Genomic DNA, 19,037 nt, shown 5'->3' on the forward strand with positions numbered 1-19,037 from the left:
GAGCCGTCATGCCCCACACGCACTACACCACGTTGATCTCGGCCGCCAACCTGCACGAGCGCATGACCGCCGCGCCGGGCAGCGTGCTCGTCGTCGACTGCCGCTTCGATCTGCTTGACCCGCAAGCCGGCGAAAGCGCCTATGCCGCCGGCCATCTGCCGGGCGCGCGCTATCTCCACCTCGACCGCGATCTTTCCGGGCCCAAGACCGGCAAGAACGGCCGCCATCCGCTGCCCGACCGCGCCTCCCTCGTCGCCACGCTGGCCGACTGGGGCTTGAACGCGGGCCAGCAAGTGGTCGCCTATGACGCCCAGGGCGGCGCGTACGCCGCGCGTTTGTGGTGGCTGCTGCGCTGGCTCGGTCACGATTCGGTCGCCGTGCTCGACGGCGGCCTGCAAGCCTGGGAAGCCTCGGGTTATGCCCTTTCGAAGGACGTGCCCACCGCCACGCCAGGCACGTTCAAGGCGGGCGCGCCGCTGCAGGTCACCGTCGATGCCGCGGCCGTCGTGCGCAATCTGGCCACCCGCGAACTGACCGTCGTGGATGCGCGCGCCAATGACCGCTATCGCGGCGAGAACGAAACGATCGATCCCGTCGGCGGCCATATCCCGGGCGCGAAGAATCGCTTCTTCAAGGACAACCTCACCGCCGATGGCCGCTTTAAGTCGGCGCACACGCTGCGCGAGGAGTTCACCGCGCTGCTGCCGGGCGTCACGCCCGAGCATGTGGTGCTGCAATGCGGCTCGGGCGTGACCGCATGTCACAACGCGCTGGCGATGGAGATCGCCGGCATGCATGGCGCGGCGCTCTATGGCGGCTCGTGGAGCGAGTGGGTCTGCGACCCGTCACGGCCGGTGGCCACGGGCCCGAATCCCTGATCTCGCGATCGTACGGCGTCGCGCTCGACCCGTTCAAGCCACGCCGTGCTCCTTGAACCACGCAAGCGCCCGCTTCCACCCATCCTCGGCATCGGCCTTGCGATAACTCGGCCGGTAATCGGCGAAAAACGCGTGGCCCGCGTCGTCATACACGACGAATTGCGAGCCGCGCCCACCCTGCGGCCCCTGCGCGATGGCCGCTTTCATCTGCTCCAGCGTTTCGTGTGGAATGCTGGTGTCCTGGCGGCCATAAAGCCCCAGCACCGGCACCTGTAGCTCGCCCGCCAGATCGAGCGGATTCTGCGGCGTATTCGCCGTGTGATCGCCCGCCACGCGCCCATACCACGCCACCGCCGCCTTCACGCGCGGGTTGTGCTCCGCGTAGAGCCACGTATAGCGCCCGCCCCAACAGAAACCGTTGATGCCCACGCGCTTCACATCGCCGCCATGCTCGCCCGCCCACGCAATGGCCGCGTCGATATCGCCGATGACCTGCGCGTCGGGCACCTTGCTCGCGATGTTCTGCGTGATCTGCTGGATCGTCGGGTAGACCGAGGCATCGCCCTGGCGAACGAAAAAGTCCGGCGCTATCGCCAGATAGCCGAATTTCGCAAAACGGCGGCACACATCGGCGATATGCTCGTGCACGCCAAAAATCTCGTGAATCACGATGATCACAGGCAAATGCGTCTTGCCGCGCGGCTGTGCGCGATACGCCGGCACGAGCGTGCCGTTCGAATCAAAGCCGATTTCGCCGGCATCCAGTCCTTCGGCGTCCGTATGAATCGTCTGCGCGGAAACCGGCAGCACAGCGGCGGCAAAACCGCTGCCGAGCGCAGCCTTGATAAACGTGCGCCGGTCGAACCGCACATGGGGGACGAGGCTATCGATTTCGGGCTTGAGCATGCAACGCTCCTCGCGATAGAAACAGCGCCATAAAAAAATGCGCCCGCGGGCGCATGTGTGAAATCAGTGCAGCTTGACGCGCGGCAGCGTCGTGCGCCGCAGCCAGTGCGCGACGGTATCGAGCATCATGCGCGCATAGCCATGCAGCGCGGCAATATGCAGCCGATACAGCGACATATACATGAAACGCGCAAACAGGCCTTCAATCAGCATGCTGCCGCCGATCAGGCCACCCATCAGATTGCCGACCGCACTGAAATGGCCCAGCGACACCAGCGAGCCGAAGTCGCGATAGGTGAATTCAGGCAGCGGCCGACCATCGAGCAGATTGCTCATCGACCTGAACAGGAACGAAGCCTGCTGATGCGCGGACTGGGCGCGCGGCGGCACATTGCGATCGGTGCCGTACCACACGCACGCCGCACAGTCGCCGAGCGCGAAGACGTTATCGTCGATTTCGGTTTGCAGCGTGCGTCGCACGATCAGTTGGCCGAGCTTGTTGACTGTCAGGCCGTCGAGTTGCGAGAGCACGGCCGGCGCCTTGATGCCCGCGGCCCAGACGGTGAGATCGGCACGAATGGCCTTGCCGCTGGCGGTACGCACCACGCCTGGCGCAACCTCGGTCACACGCTCGCCCGTCAGAACACGCACGCCGAGCTTGAGCAGCAGTTCCGCCGTCGCCGATGACACACGCTCGGGCAGCGCCGGCAAAATACGCGGCCCCGATTCGATCAGCGCAATGCCCACGTCGTGGCTCGGATCGAGCCTGTGCAGACCATAAGCCGACAACACCTGTGCGGTATTGCGCAATTCGGCGGACAGCTCCACGCCCGTTGCCCCCGCACCGACGATCACCACCTGTACGCGCGGCTCCTCCTTGCCTTCATGATCGCGCGTGATGACGGGATCGGTCTGATGTTCCGCGCGCACGCACGCCGCGATCAGGCGCTTGCGAAAGCGTTCGGCCTGTTCGACGGTATCCAGCGCGATGGAGTTTTCCGCCCCGCCCGGCACGCCAAAGAAGTGTGTCGTGCTGCCAATGGCAATCACGAGCGTGTCGTATTCGAGCGTACGCACCGGCAGCATTGCCGCGCCATCTTCATCCTGCACCGCGCCCAGCGTGATTCGCCTGGCTGTGCGATCGAGTTCGATCAGTTCGCCCTGCTGAAACTCGAAGCCATGCCAGCGTGCCTGCGCGGCATATTCGAGTTCCTGCGTGAACGGGTCCATGCTGCCCGCCGCGACTTCATGCAACAGCGGTTTCCAGATGTGAGTTGGATTGCGGTCGACCAGCGTGACCGTGGCGCGCGGCGCGCGGTTACGTCCCACCTTGCCGTAACGGTCGCCTAATCGGGTGGCCAACTCCAGACCGCCTGCACCCCCACCTACAACGATAAAACGATGCATAAATTCTCCGTGCATGTCGATGGGCGTTAGAAGGTCCGATGCTCGCGTGCTTCATGCAGCGAAGGGCGGCGACATCGGCCTTCGTCTCATTGTCGGCGGACGGAACGCGCGGCGGCAAGACGTGAGGAACACATTGAGGTCATGTGTGCGCCCCACTTGTGCCTGGCCGCTCGCACGCTTACTGCGCGCATCACATCACGATTTCGCAATGTAAGTGCGTCAATGCGCCTCTTCCCAATTCGCACCGACACCCACCTCGGCCACGAGCGGCACCTTGAGTTTCGCGACCGAGCACATCAGTTCAGGCAGGCACTTACGTACTTCGGACAACTCCGCATCCGGCACTTCGAGCACCAGTTCATCGTGTACCTGCATGATCATCTTCGTGCCGATCCTGCGTTCGTCGAGCCACTTCTGCACCGCGATCATCGAGAGCTTGATGAGGTCGGCCGCCGTGCCCTGCATCGGCGCATTGATGGCGGCGCGTTCGGCAGCCTGGCGGCGCGGGCCATTGCCGCCGTTGATTTCCGGCAGCCACAGACGGCGGCCAAACACGGTCTCGACATAGCCGCGCGATTTCGCATCCATGCGCGTCTCGTCCATATAGCGCGCCACGCCCGGATAGCGCGCGAAATAGCGGTCGATATAAAGCTTCGCCGCATCGCGCGTGATACCGAGATTCGACGCGAGGCCAAACGCGCTCATGCCGTAAATCAGGCCAAAATTAATCACCTTGGCGATACGACGCTGATCGTTGCTGACTTCGAGCGCGGTCACGCCGAACACTTCGGCGGCGGTGGCGCGGTGAATGTCATCGCCGCGCGCGAAGGCCGCGAGCAGCGACTCGTCGCCCGAGATATGCGCCATGATGCGCAGTTCAATCTGCGAGTAATCGGCGGAAACGATCTTGCAGCCAGGCGGTGCGATAAACGCTTCGCGAATGCGTCGGCCCTCGCCCGTGCGCACCGGAATGTTCTGCAGGTTCGGATCGTTCGAGGCCAGACGCCCCGTTACCGCCACGGCCTGCGCGTAGTTCGTATGCACGCGTCCCGTTTGCGCGTTGACCATGCGCGGCAGCTTGTCGGTGTAAGTCGACTTGAGCTTCGAGAGGCCGCGATGTTCGAGCAGCAGCTTGGGCAGCGGATAATCCTCAGCGAGCTTTTGCAGCACTTCTTCGTCGGTGGAAGGCGCGCCGCTGGGCGTTTTCTTCACGACCGGCAGTTGCAGTTTCTCGAAGAAAATCTGGCCGATCTGCTTGGGCGAGCCGAGATTGAACTCGCCTTCCGCCAGCACATAGGCTTCTTTTTCGAGCTCGACGAGACGCACCGCGATTTCAGCGCTCTGCTTTTCCAGACGCTGCGTGTCGATCAGCACGCCGTTGCGTTCCATCTTGCGCAGCACACGCGCGGTGGGCAGCTCGATGTTGCGATAGACGTAGTCGAGGCCCTTTTCCGGCTCGATCTGCGGATACAGCGCGAGATGTAGTTGCAGCGTGACGTCCGCATCTTCGGCGGCGTATTCGGCGGCCTTTTCCAGCGAGACTTCATCGAAGCCGATCTGCTGCGCGCCCTTGCCCGCGACCTCTTCGTACTTGATCGTCTTGATGCCCAGATGGCGCAGCGCGAGGCTGTCCATATCGTGCGTGCGATGCGATTCCAGCACGTACGATTCGAGCAGCGTGTCGTGCTCGACGCCGTTGAGTTCGATGCCGTAGTTCGCCAGCACCTGCTCGTCGTACTTCATGTGCTGGCCGACTTTTTTATGCTGCGTGCTTTCGAGCCACGGCTTCAGGCGCGCGAGCACCTCGTCGATCGGCAGTTGCTCCGGCCTGTCCGGCCCGCGATGCGCGAGCGGCAGATAGGCGGCGCTGCCCGGCTCCGTCGAAAACGACATGCCCACGAGCTTCGCCTGCATCGGATCGAGCGCCGTGGTTTCCGTATCGAAGGCGGTCAGTTGCGCGGCTTCGATCTTCTTGAACCAGGCGTCGAACTGCTCCCACGTCTGGATCGTTTCGTAATTGCGCGGCGCATCGACGAACAGCGCGGGCTGCACGTTGGCGTCTTTTTCCGGCGCATCGCCAGACGTTGCCGCGGGCACCGTCTGCTTTTGTTCGGAAGCCTCGGTGATCTCGCGCAGCCAGGTCTTGAAACCGTGACGCGCGAAGATATCGCGCATTTCCTCGCGCGCTTCGGGACGCGTGGCGAGCGATGCCTCGATCGACTCCAGATGCGGCGCGAGATCGCAAGCCGTGTCCACCGTGACGAGCTTTCGCGCCATCGGCAGGAAGTCGAGCGCGTCGCGCAGATAACCGCCCACGGCGCCCTTGATTTCGTCCGCATGCTCGACGATGCCGTCGAGCGAGCCATATTGCGTGAGCCACTTCACCGCCGTCTTCGGGCCGCACTTGTTCACGCCCGGGACGTTGTCGACCGTGTCGCCGATCAGCGAGAGATAGTCGACGATGCGCTCCGGCGGCACGCCGAACTTCGCGATCACGCCTTCGCGATCGAGCAGTTCGTTCGTCATCGTGTTGATGAGCGTGACGTGGTCGGTCACGAGCTGCGCGAGGTCCTTGTCGCCCGTGGAAACGATCACCTTCATGCCGAGCTTTTCCGCCTGGGCGGCGAGCGTGCCGATGACGTCGTCGGCCTCCACGCCCTCGACCATCAGCAGCGGCCAGCCGAGCGCGCGCACCGCCGCGTGGATCGGCTCGATCTGTGCAGCAAGCGGCTCCGGCATGGAAGGCCTGTTGGCCTTATAGTCGGGATACCAGTCATCACGAAACGTCTTGCCCTTGGCATCGAACACGCACGCGCTATACTCTGCCGTAACGTCCTTGCGCATACGACGCAGCATGTTGATGATGCCGTAAAGTGCACCTGTGGGTTCGCCGTCCGGACCGCGCAGATCCGGCATCGCATGGAAGGCCCGATAGAGATAGCTAGAACCGTCGACCAGCAACAGGGTCTTACCTTCCAGCTGATTTTGTAGCTTCGTTTCCACGCGTAGTTCTTCAGGCATTATGGACAAGAGAAAAGTGATTCCGAGTCTGCGTTCACTCGCAGATCAAGAGCGCGCAACGGCCAAAAAGGCGCGCGCATCGTGGCAGATGTTCACGATTATGGCAGAGTTTATCGAGGCGACCGAATACCTGTCCGAGATCCGGCCAGCGGTCAGCATCTACGGCTCTGCACGCCTGAAACCGGACTCAAAGTACTACCAGCTGGCCTCCACGATCGCGCGAAAAGTCTCGGATGCGGGCTTCGCCGTGATCTCCGGCGGCGGCCCCGGCATCATGGAAGCCGCGAACCAGGGCGCGCACGCGGGCAAGTCGCCATCGGTGGGTCTGAACATCGAATTGCCGCACGAGCAATCGGGCAATCAATGGCAGGACATCTCGCTGCGCTTCCGCCACTTCTTTACGCGTAAAGTGACCTTCGTGAAGAACTCGGACGCCGTGATCGTCATGCCGGGCGGCTTCGGTACGCTCGACGAACTGGCCGAAGTGCTCACGCTGATCCAGACCAAGAAGTCGCGTCATGTGCCCATCATTCTCGTGGGCGCAGAGTTCTGGGAAGGACTGCTGGCGTGGTTCCGTTCGGCGCTGGTGCCGATGGGCCTCATCAATCCGGAAGACCTCGATCTGATGCAGGTGATCGACGATCCCGATCAGGTGCTCGAAGCGGTGCTGAAGTTCTACGAGGACACCGGCGAAGAAGCGGAAGACACGGAACATCCCGCGCGCCCGGACTCGGACGAAGACCGCATGTTCTATCTGTGAGGCATTGCGTTTAATGGAATGCGTGGGGCGTCCCGCCCCGCGCATCGCCCCGCAAATCCCGATGTGGCGCGCGTCCTGTGCGCCACTTGCCTTTCCTCATGCTTTCAGGCGCGTTGCTTGCGCACCGTTCCCGCTCTCCTCCTCCAGCCAGCGGCAAAACTGCGCCACGATAGGCGTCTTGGCTATTTCGCGCCGCGCGACCCACCAATAGCCACGCGCGTCGAGATGCGGGCCCGCCAGCGGCGCCACGAGCCGCCCTGACGCCAGTTCGTCGTCCAGCAAAGGCAAGGGCCCGAGCGCAACACCCAGACCATCCACCGCCGCCTGCAATGCCAGATAGAAGTGGTCGAACGACTGCTTTTTGCGGCACTTCGCCTTGACGCCCGCAGCGGCGAGCCATGTGCGCCACGCATCGGGACGCGTATCGGAATGCAGCAGTACATGGCGCGCGAGATCGTTCGCGCTCTCGACTGGCACGCGTTTGAGCAGCGCCGGACTGCACACGGGCAGTTCCGTTTCGCCGAGAAAGTGACCACTCTCGCAATCGGGCCAATGCGAAGGGCCGCGCCGCACAGCAACATCGAAAGCGTCGAGCGTTTCGACCGGCGCATTCGAAGTCGCCAGACGCAACTCGACGTTGGGATTGAGCCGCTGGAACTGCGAAAGACGCGGCAGCAGCCACTTCATCGCAAAGGTAGGCAGCGCGTTCACGCGCAGAACGTGGACCACGCCGGTATCGCGCAACTGCTCCGTGGCGCGCGCAATATTGTCGAACGCGGCCTGTACCGCGCCCAGATAACGCCGCCCGTCCTCGGTCAGCGCGACGCGCTTGCCATGCCGATGAAACACCTGCACGCCCACCCACGCCTCCAGTGCGGCAACCTGCCGACTGATTGCACCGTGAGTCACATGAAGTTCCGCCGCGGCGGCGGTGAAGCTGTTGTGCCGCGCCGCGGCTTCGAATGCGCGCAGCGCCGGAAACGGGGGGAGAGAACGTGCCATGCTTGTGATTCTAGATCACAAAGGAACGGCCAAAAAATCGTTTTGCCGCCCGGCGATTCGGCGCTACGCTCCCAGCTTGTCTCAGAGGTCTGCGCATGAATCAACATCCCGCCCCAGCCGCCCCGCCTATCGATAGCCACGATGCGCTCGTGACGCCCAGTGTCAAAGACCTGTTCGTGGGCTTTCTCGGCCTCGGCTTCACTTCGTTCGGCGGCGCGTTGCCGCTCGCGCGCCGCACCATCGTCGAGCAGCGCCGCTGGCTCTCGGGCGCAGAATTCACCGATCTGCTCGGCTTGTGCCAGTTCCTGCCCGGCGGCAATGTGATCAACCTGTCGGTAGCGCTGGGCATGCGTTTCCAGGGCTGGCGCGGCGCGCTCGCCGGACTGCTGGGCTTGATCGCGGGGCCGTCGCTGGTGGTGATCGGCCTTGGGGTGCTCTATGAACGCACGCAGAACGATCCGCATGTGCGGCATCTGTTCGTGGGACTGGCCGCAGCGGCGGCGGGCCTGCTGATTTCCATGGCCGTGAAAATCATTTTGCCGCTGCGCCGCGAACCGGCCGCGGCCGTTATCGCCGCGCTCGGTTTCAGCGCCATTGCGTTTTTGCGCACGCCCTTGCTGCCGACCATGCTGGTGCTCACGCCCATCGGCATCGCGGTTGCGGCGCGCGCCGCGCGGCGCGCGGGAGGCACGCAATGAACGCCACACTGCTCGCGCTCGCCACGATTTTCAGCCAGCTTTCGCTGCTCGCGTTCGGCGGCGGCAACACCATCCTGCCGGAGATGCAGCGCCAGGTCGTGGAGGTCCATCACTGGATGCCCGCCAGCGAATTCAGCGCGCTGTTCGCGCTCGCGCAGGCCGCGCCCGGCCCGAACATGATGATCGTGACGCTGGTGGGTTGGCACGTGGCGGGCTGGGCGGGAATGCTGGTGACGTCGGTGGCGAAGTTCGGGCCGTCGTCGCTGGTGACGATCGCGGCGCTGCACGCGTGGGACCGCTTCAAGGACCGGCCGTGGCGGCGCATCGCCCAGCGCGGGCTAGTGCCCGTGACGGCGGGACTGGTGGCCGCCAGTGCGCTGCTGATCGCCAGGGCCTCGGATCCTTCGTGGATCGCGTGGGCCATCACGGGCATGTGTGCGGTACTGGCGTTCCGCACGAGGATTCACCCGCTCTGGCTGCTGGCAGCGGGGAGTTTGATCGGGCTGACGGGGTTTGGGCAGTAGGGAGGGTTACGCGGCCACGCCGGCCTCTGCCGGATGGCTTTGGCCGCTGCTTTCCCGGGCGCGCACGAAAGCCGCGAAACGCGGCAAAAGGCTCGCCGCTTCCGACGTGTCGCGCACGCCGGCGCTCAAGGCGTCAGCGTCGTAGCCTGCATCGCGTGCGTCGGCCGGCATTGCGTGGATATACGCGCGCATCGCGTGCGTCGAAAACTCCGGATGAAACTGCACGCCCCAGGCGGCGCGCCCGATCCGGAACGCCTGGCAGGCTTCACCGGCACTGGCCGCCAGTAGCAGCGCGCCCTCCGGCAGCCGCGAAACCGATTGCCGATGAACCAGTTGTGCGTCGAACCGTTGCGGCATGGCGGCGAACAACGGGTCGCCCTGAGCGCCTGCGCTCAACTCGACCGTATGCGTGCCGATCTCGAATTCGTGATTCGCACGATCCGACACCCGGCCGCCAAAGGCGTGAGCAAGCAACTGATGCCCATAGCAGATGCCAAGCACAGGCACGTCCGCAGCGACGCAGTGCGTCAGCCAGTGCGCGAGGCGCTCGCTCCAGGGCTCGCGATCGCTCACCATCGAATGCGATCCGCTCAGCACCACACCCGCCAGTGCGGACGGATCGGGCCATGCGTCGATAGTCTGCGCATCCACCTGGCAGTGCGAAACCGCCTGACCCAAGCCGTTGGCGATCCACGCGCCGAAGTCGCCCTGGGTTTCGGCGATCTGGGCAAAGGTGCTGCCGGTCGCAACAATGAGAACTGGCCTGGACATCATGCTTGAATGGGTCTGGTGAATCGGGTCTGGTGAATCGGGGTCCCATGCGTTGGGATCCGTGCGGCGCTTTTGCCGAGCCGCGATGGTAACAAAGCGCGCATCGAAGCGAAACATGGCCCTCAAGAGCTGCGACGGCCAGCATCGACACGCTTTCCAACAGATTGGACAACGTGTCATTCCTTTGGACACAAGCCGACTTCGCCCCTACGATCTAGCGCGCCACCTTCACTTCGGAAACGCATCCATGTCGACGATGTCCAGCTATCTTCCGCACGATCTCGACCGCGCGCTGCTGGTTGGCCGACTCTGGCGTTCCACTGCGCAGGGCGATGGCCCGTGCGTCGTCGCCGTGCGCGCGGGCATGGCCTTCGACATCACGTCAATCGCACACACCACGGCCGATCTGTTCGAGCGCGACGATCTGCTCGACCTCGTACGCAATGCACCCGGCGAGCCGCTCGGCGACGTGCGGACGCTCATGGAACAGAGCCTGCAGGCAAGCGAGCCGATACTGCTCGCGCCCTGCGATCTTCAGGCAATCAAGGCGTGCGGCGTGACCTTCGCCGTGAGCCTGCTCGAACGCGTAATCGAAGAACAAGCCGGCGGCGATCCCGCCAAAGCCGAGGACCTGCGCAACGACATCACGCGGCTGATCGGCACGGACCTCTCGAAGATCAAACCCGGCTCAGACGATGCGTTAAAGCTGAAGCTTGAGCTTCAGCGTCGCGGCGCGTGGTCTCCATACATGGAGGTCGGAATCGGTCCGGATGCCGAAGTATTTACGAAGGCGCAACCGATGTCCGCTGTGGGCTTCGGCGCGGATATCGGCCTGCATCCGGCATCGACATGGAATAACCCGGAGCCGGAAATCGTGCTCGCGGTCAACAGCAGCGCGCACGTGGTAGGCGCAACCCTGGGCAACGACGTCAATCTGCGCGACATCGAAGGCCGCTCCGCCCTGCTGCTGGGCAAATGCAAGGACAACAACGGCTCCTGCGCGATCGGCCCGTTCGTGCGCCTGTTCGACGACGCCTTCACGCTCGACACCCTGCGCGGCACCAGCGTGTCACTACGCGTGGAAGGCAGCGACGATGATTTCCTGCTCGAAGGCGTGAGCCACATGCGGGAAATCAGCCGCGATCCACTCGATCTCGTCGCGCAGACCTGCGGCCGCCATCATCAGTACCCGGACGGTTTCATGCTGTTTCTCGGCACCATGTTCTCGCCGATCAAGGACCGCGATACGCCCGGCGGCGGCTTCACGCACCACCTGGGCGACCGCGTGACGATCAGCGCCGCGCCGCTTGGCGCGATCGTCAATACCGTGCGGTTGTGCACCGAAATCGCGCCGTGGACCTTCGGTGCGCGCGCGCTTTTCGCGAACCTCGCCGCTCGGAATCTCGCGTAAAACGAGGTCCCGCGTAGAGCACGCCTTACTGAAACGCCACTTCGGCGAAGCTGCGCAGTTTCCGGCTGTGCAGCTTGTGCAAGCCATTGGTGCGCAGAATCTCCATCGCCTTCACGCCGATCTGCAGATGCTGATCCACTTGCGCGCGATAGAACGAATCGGCCATGCCCGGCAGCTTGAGTTCGCCGTGCAACGGTTTATCGGAAACGCACAGCAAGGTCCCATACGGCACGCGGAAGCGGAAGCCATTCGCGGCGATCGTCGCGCTTTCCATATCGAGCGCGACCGCGCGGCTCTGTGACAGGCGCTGCACCGGCTCGCGGTGATCGCGCAGTTCCCAGTTGCGGTTATCGACGCTCGCAACCGTGCCCGTGCGCATCACGCGCTTGAGTTCCGCGCCTTCCAGACGCGTGACGTCGGCCACCGCGCTCTCCAGCGCGAGCTGCACTTCGGCGAGCGCCGGAATCGGCACCCACAGAGGCAGATCCGCGTCGAGCACGTGGTCTTCGCGCACATAGCCGTGCGCCAGCACGTAGTCGCCCAGACGCTGCGTGTTGCGCAGCCCCGCGCAGTGCCCCAGCATGATCCACGCGTGCGGACGCAGCACGGCGATGTGATCGGTGATCGTCTTGGCGTTCGACGGACCCACGCCGATGTTGATCATCGTGATGCCGCTGCCGTCGGCGCGCTTGAGGTGATACGCGGGCATCTGCGGCAGCCGTGCGGGCGCGGTGCCTTCGTCGTCCTGCTCGCCGAGGTTCGCGTTATATGTCACCACGTCGCCCGGCTCCACGAACGAGGTGTACTCGCTGCGATAGTTGCGCAGATCGGCGTCGTCGGTGCGCGCCATCATCGCGCGGCCAAGCTTCACGAATTCGTCGATGTAAAACTGGTAGTTGGTGTACAGCACGTAGTTCTGCACGTGCGTGGGCGAAGTCGCCGTGTAGTGCTTGAGCCGATGCAGCGAGAAGTCCACGCGCGGCGCGGTGAAGAGCGCGAGCGGAAACGGCTCGCCGGGCAACGGCTCGTAGGTGCCGTTGACGATGCGATCGTCGAGCTCGGCCAGATCGGGCACATCGAACACATCGCGCATCGCGAACAGACGTTCCCGGTCCAGGTCGCCTTCGAGGTGGATGCCTTCGGCAAACGCGAAGTGGACCGGAACCGGCTGCTCCGACACGCCCACTTCGATCTGCACGTGATGGTTCTTCGCGAGCAGGCGCAGTTGCTCGCGATAGTAATTGCTGAACAGATCGGGACGCGTAATGGTCGTCTCGAACACACCCGGGCCCGCGACGAAACCATACGAGCGGCGCGAGTCGATGTGCGTGTTGACTTCGGTGCGGATGCGCACGAACGGATAGCAGGCGCGCACGCGGCGCTCGAACGACTCGCCACGCCGGTAGCGCGCGAAGGCGTCGCGCAGGAACGAGGTGTTGGCTTCGTAAATGGCGGCCAGGCGCGCAACGGCGTCGGCGGCGTCTTCGAAGGCTTCGAGCGGAAAGTCGTGCGGGGGCGTCATGAAAGTTCGCCGGTTGGTATCGTTGTTCATTGTCGTTCGCCTCAGTTCGTTTGAACGACATTAGCACGGAAGCGCGACATTCTGACAACGCCCTTCGTCATCGCTTCTCGTCATCGCCCTTCAAGCAGGGCGGAAATGCGGGCACGGCGGCGGCGGGCAGAGTTGACGCAACAAGGAGAAACAAGGCAGATGCAGCGGTTCAGGACGGGTGGCGCGGCGCGGATTTGCTAGAATTCCAGAATCCCATCGGAGAATCACCATGAAGTCGCATCTTCTTGCCGCCGTCGCCGCGACGCTTGCGTTTAGCGGGTTCGCCATGGCGGCGCCGGCCGACGACGCCAAAACGGCGGTCGAGGCCCAGTCCGCGCAGTCCGAGAACGAGCGGGCCGGTTTGCCCGATCTCGCGGCAATCAACCGTCCGGCTGCGCAGGTCAGCTCGAAGGTCGACATCAACGACGTGCCGCGCACGCCGAGCTTTCATGAAGTGAGCCCGACCGGCACCGAAATCACCGAATACCGCGACAAGGGCAAGCCCGTCGAGATCAACGTGCATTCGAACTTCGGCACGCGTTACACGATGAGCTCGAACCCCGACACCTCGCCGCAAGTGCGCCCGAACGGCCAGGCCAGCACGCGCCTGCCGTCGATCAACCTGCATTACTGATATACCGCCCTCGCGCGTGGGCGGCGTGCGCTGTCCGCGCCGCCTCCTGACCGGGCGCGCCAGGCCCGCCCCGGCTTTCATGCTTTAGCGCACCTGCGCGCGGTTGATCGCGCATGAGCCGGGCCCATTACGAATACCACACGACCTCTCGCATGGCCGTCTTCACCGCTGTCACCGACACCCAACTCGCCCAATGGATGCGCGACTACGATCTTGGCGATGTAGTCGATTTTCGCGGCATCCAGTCCGGCATTGAAAACAGCAACTTCTTCCTGACGACGACGCGCGGCGAATACGTCCTGACGATCTTCGAAAAGCTCACGGCGCAGCAGTTGCCGTTCTATCTGGACCTGATGCGCCATCTGGCCTCGCACAGCGTGCCGGTGCCAGACCCGATGCCGCGCGCCGACGGTTCGCTGTTCGGCATGCTGCACGGCAAGCCGGCCGCCATCGTCACGAAGCTCGACGGCGCGCCGGAACTGGCCCCGCAGGTCGAGCACTGCGCCGAAGTCGGCCAGATGCTGGCGCGCATGCACCTGGCTGGCCGCGATTACGCGGGCGACCAGCCGAATCTGCGCAGCCTGCCGTGGTGGGAGGAAACCGTGCCGACGGTGCTGCCGTTCCTCGACGACGCCCAGCGCGATCTGCTCACGAGCGAACTCGCGCACCAGCAGGCCTTCTTCGCGAGCGACAACTATGCGGCGCTGCCCGGCGGGCCGTGCCACTGCGATCTGTTCCGCGATAATGCCCTGTTCGCGCACGCCAACCCGCAAAGCGGCCATACGGTGCGCCTGGGCGGCTTCTTCGACTTCTATTTCGCCGGTTGCGATAAATGGGTGTTCGATGTGGCGGTGACGGTCAACGACTGGTGCGTCGATCTCGCCACGGGCGTGCTCGATGCGGCCCGTGCCGAAGCTCTGCTGCGCGCGTACCAGACGGTGCGCCCGTTTACGCCCATTGAGATCGTCCACTGGACCGACATGCTGCGCGCGGGCGCGTACCGTTTCTGGGTCTCGCGCCTGTATGATTTTTATCTGCCGCGCTCGGCGGAACTGCTCAAGCCGCACGATCCCGGTCATTTCGAGCGCATCCTGCGCGAGCGCCGCGCCCTCACTCCCGGCGATATTCAAGTACTTTCTGGCCTGCCCCGTTCATGCAACTGATCGAAGTCCCCGCCAAGCAGGGCTATGTGTGGTTCCGCCAGGGCATCTGGCTGTTCCGCCGCAATCCGCTGGCGTTTCTCACGCTGTTCTTCGCGTATCTGCTCGCCATGACGCTGATCTCGGCGGTGCCGCTGATCGGCGGCGTGCTGCCGCTCATCTTCGTGCCGGGCGTGGCAGTCGGCTTCATGGCCGCATGCCGCGACACGATCGCGGGCAAGCCGGTCTTTCCGACGATCCTCGTGGACGGTTTCCGCTCGTACGGACCTAACGTCACGAAGCATTTGTTCGTTCTGGGCGGAATTTATGTGGTGGCGATGACGCTCGTGCTCGCGGCGTCCGCACTGGTCGACGGAGGCGAGCTGCTGCGTCTGATGACGCTGGGCGGGACGCTGGATACGGAGGCAATCGAAAACAGCAACGTGCCGCTCGCCGTGCTGGCGTCGCTGGCGGTCTATTTGCCGGTTTCGATGCTGTTCTGGTTCGCGCCGGTGCTGACGGCCTGGCACGACGTGCCGCCCATCAAGGCGATGTTCTTCAGCATCGTGAGCTGCTGGCGCAACAAGGGGGCGTTCGTGGTGTACGGCGCGCTGTGGTTCGCACTGTCGATGGGCGTGGCCGTCGGCCTGTCGAATCTGCTGCGGGCGCTGGGCGCGGGCGACTACGCGCTGGCGATCGTGATGCCGGCGCTGATCCTCGTGACGACGATGATCTACTGCTCGTTTTACGCGACTTACCGCGGCTGTTACGGCATTCAGGAGAAACCGCCTGAGCAAGCGCCCGATTCGGGCCGCTAGTCTTCTGCAGCGACAGCACACACCTGCGGGGCGCCAGCGTGCGCCCCGTTTTTATTGCTACGGCTTAGCCGTAGTGGTTCATCCACGAAGGATGACGGCCGGCCTTCTCGCGATCGAGCTTGCGCATGCGGAATTCCAGGTCGTAGATATCGGCCGATTCGGCCAGATACGCTTCCTCGCGCTCCTTGCGGGCGACGTCGGACGATTTCGTGAGGAACAGGAAAAGGCGGCTAAGCAGGTACATGGTCTGGCTCCGGATACTGGGCACATGCCCTCGTAAGGAATAGAGCCATTATAGGGAAAACCCTGATTAGGGTAAACCCTTGAATTGATACGGATTGTCGCAGGCATGCGCGGACCGCGCCATAGCGCCCGCCGGGACTAGCCTGCGTCCTGCGCCAGTTCGTCGTCGAAAGCCTCGTCGGGCTTGGCGCGGCGTTGCGTTTCGAAAAAGTCCCAGATCATCGTGCTGGCATCCGGTCCAGCGGAAGAATGGAACGGCACCGTGTCGTCGCCGCCGCTCCAGGCATGGTCGAGCCCGTCCACGCGGCACAGCCGCACGATGCTCGCGCCATCGCGCAGGTAGTCGTGAACCGTGTAGCCTTCGCCATCGTGTTCGTGCGAGACGACGCCCTGGCGCACGCCCTCGCCATCGGCGAGACCGTTGAGATGCAGGAACTGCACAGTCAGTTGCTCAGCGTTGACGGGCGCCACGACGGCGTCATTGCCGCCCTGCACGATCAGCGCCGGCATGCCGGGATGCTTGCGCCCCGCCAGTTCGCCGTCGACCAGGGCGACCGGATCGTGATGCAGCCCGCGCCGCATCACGTCGAGCGCGGCAACGCCCGAGCGCGCCTCGCCAAACGCCGGCCCCGAATGCAGTGCGACTGCCGCGAACCGGCCAGGCGCGCGCATCGCCAGCAGCGACGCGAGACCCGCGCCCGCCGACAGCCCCGCCAGATAAATACGCGAACGGTCGAAACCATGCTCCTCGACGAGCGTATCGATCAGCGAGACGATCGCCGCCGCCTCGCCGCCGCCCGCTGGCTGGCGCGCGTCGTACCAGTGCCAGCACTGATGAGGATGCGCCTGCGCCGATTGTTCCGGGTACACCACGGCAAAGCCGTGCCGATCGGCGAGCAGGTTCATGCGGGTGCCCTCGGCAAACGAATCCATGGTCTGCTTGCAGCCATGCAGCATCACGACGACCGGCATGCCTTGAGTCGGGCGATCCGGCGGCAGGTACAGGCCATAGGCGAGCGTGCGCGTTGCGCCCTTGGGCAAATGCCCGGCGCGCTCCCATTCTCCCGATGCCCATGCGGCAGCGCGGGGGCCGACACGCGATTCGCGCACCGGCGCGTGCGGTGCAGGACGCGTCGGGGTGTTTCCAGCAGGGCTTCTGCCAGTGGCAGTGGCATTGGCCTGCGCGGCGGCGGGCTGCGCGCCCAGCCACAACGCCTGCGCGTCAGAAGCGCGCAGGCCGGCCTCACGCAGCGCCGTGCGCGCCGCGCGATTCTGGATGGCGAACAGACGTCGCATGCCACCCGTCCACAGCTTCGTCAGATCTTTCGTCATCAAAGGGCTCTTTAAGGGGGTCGGATACGTAGCGAATTAGCCAGCGCCACGTTCGTTGTGCGATGCACAATAACATCAATCTGACAGCGTTGCAGTCGAATGAGTTCTAAAGAGAAATGGGCGTTCGTTGCGGCGCAGTAAGTGCAATGAATCGCGGCTATACTGGAAAACTCACGACGCTCTTGTCGGCGCAACCCGCCGCTGGTGCGTTACTGAATTGACACCCACTTAACAATGCGCCGCGGCGGCGCCCGCTCATGCCCGACTTGCCCCTCAACCTCTGGACCGCGATCACCAACCTCGGTGGCGCGGGTCTCACGTTTCCGCTGGCGTTCGCGATCGCGCTGTGGCTGGCCGCGGGCTATTCATGGCGGATGGCGGCCAGCTGGCTGGCGCTCCTCGGGGCGGCAATCGGTCTTGTCACGTTGACGAAAATCGCCTTCCTGGGCTGGGGCGTCGGCGTGCGTTCGTACGATTTCACGGGCCTGAGCGGCCATGCCATGATGTCCACCTCGGTTTATCCGGTGGCCTTCTTCCTGATGCTGCAAGGCGCGCGGCCCAAGCTGCGCGCGGCAGGCGTCGCGCTCGGTCTGGCGGTGGGCGTGGTAGTGGCCTTCTCGCGCGTCGTGCTGGACGCACATTCGCCTTCCGAAGCGGTGACCGGCACCATCGTCGGCGCGCTGACAGCGCTGGTGTTCGTGCGCTACTGGTGGGATGCGCGCTCGGGCGGAATATCGACGGCGGTGGTCGCGATCAGCCTGGCCGCCCTCACCATCGCCCTGCATGACGTTCGTGTGCCCACGCATCGCTGGGTCACGGATATTGCCCTGACGGTTTCGGGCCACGAACAACCTTTCGTGCGCGCCAAATGGAAAGCCAACCGGCCGATCCGTACGCCGGGAACGCCGATCGCGCCCGTCTCACAGACACGCGACACGCTCACGCCGGCCGCCCAGCGCCACGCGTGATTGCAGCGGCGGCGCATCATCTATCGCGCTGCCAGGCTTCGCGCTCTAGCTTCCTACACCCAGCAGCACGCTCGACGCCTTGAAGACAGCGGTCGCGCTCACGCCGACGTCGAGGCCTAGCGCCTCGACGCTGACATCGGTGACAACCGCCGCGATCACGATGCCGCCCGCCAGTTCGAGCGTCACCTCGGCGTTGACCTCGCCGCGCCGCACGCTGCTCACCACGCCGCTCAAGCGGTTGCGCGCCGACAGCCGCGCCGCCTCCTCTGCGCCGCCAGCCACCAGCACCACCGACGATGCCTTGACCAGCGCGACAACAGCCGCGCCTTCGGCGAGGCCCAGCGCCTCGGCGCTCTCTCGCGTGACGTTGGCCACGAGGCGCTGCCCGCCCGGCAACACCATCGACACTTCGTCGTTGACCGCACCGCGCGCGAGCGCCACGACAGTCCCATAAAGCTGATTGCGCGCGCTCGTGCGCAGGCCGAAGCGGCCAAGCACTGCCAGATCGCCGGACAGGCTGTGCTTCGCATCGACATCCAGCGCGCTCACGGCCACCGCCGCGCGCTCCAGAAAGCGCCGATGCTCGCGCTCGATCGCCGCAAACGTCTCGATCAGACGCAGCGCGCGTGGCGTGAGCGTCGTGCCTCCACCGCCTTTGCCGCCCGTCGCACGCACAACGAGCGGCTCACCGGCGAGATTGTTCATCGCGTCGATGGCATCCCAGGCGCCCTTATAGCTCATGCCCACGGCCCTGGCTGCTGCCGTGATCGAGCCGTTATCGCGAATCGCCGCGAGCAGCGCAATGCGCGCGCTGCCGCCCAGCATCTGCGGCCCGGCCTGAAACCAGACCGACCCGCCGAGCCCCAGCCCGGACGTCGCGCTGCGATCGTCGGAATCGAAATCAGAAGGATTCGGGGAAGCGGTATTCATCGCGGGAGGCGTTCATTGTGCAGACGCCGATTATAGAGAGGTG

18 protein-coding genes are annotated in these 19,037 nt (G+C 64.5%); 9 read left to right on the forward strand and 9 right to left on the reverse strand.

The window, feature by feature from the left end; genetic code table 11:
* The first annotated feature begins 8 nt into the window (after window positions 1-8).
* Window positions 9-878 (forward strand): sulfurtransferase, encoded by an 870-nt coding sequence (locus F4827_RS08715; protein WP_183723589.1) that lies wholly within the window; start codon window positions 9-11, stop codon window positions 876-878.
* Window positions 879-911: 33 nt separating this feature from the next.
* Here the strand turns inward: F4827_RS08715 and F4827_RS08720 are convergent, their stop codons facing one another.
* From F4827_RS08720 to polA, 3 genes are all read right to left on the reverse strand, one after another.
* Window positions 912-1,784: a dienelactone hydrolase family protein gene (locus F4827_RS08720; RefSeq protein ID WP_183723590.1), complete on the reverse strand. Its 873-nt coding sequence runs from the start codon at window positions 1,782-1,784 to the stop codon at window positions 912-914.
* Between the two features lie 63 nt (window positions 1,785-1,847).
* Window positions 1,848-3,191 carry an NAD(P)/FAD-dependent oxidoreductase gene (locus F4827_RS08725; protein WP_183723591.1) on the reverse strand — a complete coding sequence of 448 codons (1,344 nt, stop codon included), beginning with the start codon at window positions 3,189-3,191 and terminating at the stop codon, window positions 1,848-1,850.
* A gap of 219 nt (window positions 3,192-3,410) precedes the next feature.
* A complete protein-coding gene (gene polA / locus F4827_RS08730; protein WP_183723741.1) occupies window positions 3,411-6,212 on the reverse strand; it encodes a DNA polymerase I in 2,802 nt (933 codons plus the stop codon).
* A 1-nt stretch (window position 6,213) separates the two neighbouring features.
* Here polA and F4827_RS08735 point away from each other — a divergent pair, with 1 nt between their 5' ends.
* Window positions 6,214-6,972, forward strand: a complete 759-nt coding sequence (locus F4827_RS08735) for a TIGR00730 family Rossman fold protein (protein ID WP_183723592.1) — start codon at window positions 6,214-6,216, stop codon at window positions 6,970-6,972.
* Window positions 6,973-7,068: 96 nt separating this feature from the next.
* Here the strand turns inward: F4827_RS08735 and F4827_RS08740 are convergent, their stop codons facing one another.
* Window positions 7,069-7,974, reverse strand: coding sequence for a transcriptional regulator GcvA (locus tag F4827_RS08740; RefSeq protein WP_183723593.1), 906 nt, complete (start codon window positions 7,972-7,974; stop codon window positions 7,069-7,071).
* Between the two features lie 95 nt (window positions 7,975-8,069).
* Between F4827_RS08740 and F4827_RS08745 the strand changes: the two genes are divergently transcribed.
* Complete coding sequence (locus F4827_RS08745) at window positions 8,070-8,672, forward strand: chromate transporter (RefSeq protein ID WP_183723594.1); 603 nt, start codon at window positions 8,070-8,072, stop codon at window positions 8,670-8,672.
* Window positions 8,669-9,196, forward strand: a complete 528-nt coding sequence (locus F4827_RS08750; RefSeq protein WP_183723595.1) for a chromate transporter — start codon at window positions 8,669-8,671, stop codon at window positions 9,194-9,196. The genes F4827_RS08745 and F4827_RS08750 overlap by 4 nt, the downstream gene beginning before the upstream one ends.
* Before the next feature lie 6 nt (window positions 9,197-9,202).
* Here the strand turns inward: F4827_RS08750 and F4827_RS08755 are convergent, their stop codons facing one another.
* On the reverse strand, window positions 9,203-10,084 hold the full coding sequence (locus F4827_RS08755) for a glutamine amidotransferase (RefSeq protein WP_260184470.1): 882 nt from the start codon (window positions 10,082-10,084) through the stop codon (window positions 9,203-9,205).
* Window positions 10,085-10,214: 130 nt separating this feature from the next.
* On the opposite strand from F4827_RS08755, the gene F4827_RS08760 reads away from it, so the two are divergent.
* Complete coding sequence (locus F4827_RS08760; RefSeq protein ID WP_183723596.1) at window positions 10,215-11,378, forward strand: fumarylacetoacetate hydrolase family protein; 1,164 nt, start codon at window positions 10,215-10,217, stop codon at window positions 11,376-11,378.
* A 25-nt stretch (window positions 11,379-11,403) separates the two neighbouring features.
* Here the strand turns inward: F4827_RS08760 and F4827_RS08765 are convergent, their stop codons facing one another.
* A complete protein-coding gene (locus F4827_RS08765) occupies window positions 11,404-12,930 on the reverse strand; it encodes an AMP nucleosidase (RefSeq protein WP_183723597.1) in 1,527 nt (508 codons plus the stop codon).
* Between the two features lie 229 nt (window positions 12,931-13,159).
* On the opposite strand from F4827_RS08765, the gene F4827_RS08770 reads away from it, so the two are divergent.
* The 3 genes from F4827_RS08770 (at window position 13,160) to F4827_RS08780 (ending at window position 15,521) form a co-directional block, all read left to right on the forward strand.
* Entirely contained in the window at window positions 13,160-13,564 is a 405-nt protein-coding gene (locus tag F4827_RS08770; RefSeq protein ID WP_183723598.1) for a hypothetical protein, read from the forward strand.
* 152 nt (window positions 13,565-13,716) lie between these two features.
* Window positions 13,717-14,727, forward strand: coding sequence for a homoserine kinase (locus F4827_RS08775; RefSeq protein WP_183723599.1), 1,011 nt, complete (start codon window positions 13,717-13,719; stop codon window positions 14,725-14,727).
* Window positions 14,718-15,521, forward strand: a complete 804-nt coding sequence (locus F4827_RS08780; protein ID WP_183723600.1) for a BPSS1780 family membrane protein — start codon at window positions 14,718-14,720, stop codon at window positions 15,519-15,521. Before F4827_RS08775 ends, F4827_RS08780 begins: the two co-directional genes overlap by 10 nt.
* Window positions 15,522-15,585: 64 nt before the next feature.
* Here F4827_RS08780 and F4827_RS08785 read toward each other — a convergent pair whose 3' ends face one another.
* Window positions 15,586-15,765: a DUF3563 family protein gene (locus tag F4827_RS08785; protein WP_183723601.1), complete on the reverse strand. Its 180-nt coding sequence runs from the start codon at window positions 15,763-15,765 to the stop codon at window positions 15,586-15,588.
* A 137-nt stretch (window positions 15,766-15,902) separates the two neighbouring features.
* Window positions 15,903-17,096: a PHB depolymerase family esterase gene (locus F4827_RS08790; RefSeq protein ID WP_183723602.1), complete on the reverse strand. Its 1,194-nt coding sequence runs from the start codon at window positions 17,094-17,096 to the stop codon at window positions 15,903-15,905.
* A gap of 257 nt (window positions 17,097-17,353) precedes the next feature.
* Here F4827_RS08790 and F4827_RS08795 point away from each other — a divergent pair, with 257 nt between their 5' ends.
* A complete protein-coding gene (locus F4827_RS08795; protein ID WP_183723603.1) occupies window positions 17,354-18,064 on the forward strand; it encodes a phosphatase PAP2 family protein in 711 nt (236 codons plus the stop codon).
* Window positions 18,065-18,109: 45 nt separating this feature from the next.
* On the opposite strand, the gene F4827_RS08800 is transcribed toward F4827_RS08795, so the two are convergent.
* Entirely contained in the window at window positions 18,110-18,994 is an 885-nt protein-coding gene (locus tag F4827_RS08800) for a TOBE domain-containing protein (protein ID WP_183723604.1), read from the reverse strand.
* Window positions 18,995-19,037 lie beyond the last annotated feature (43 nt).

Source organism: Paraburkholderia bannensis, assembly GCF_014200455.1.
In the GTDB taxonomy this organism is placed as follows: Bacteria; Pseudomonadota; Gammaproteobacteria; order Burkholderiales; family Burkholderiaceae; genus Paraburkholderia; species Paraburkholderia bannensis_A.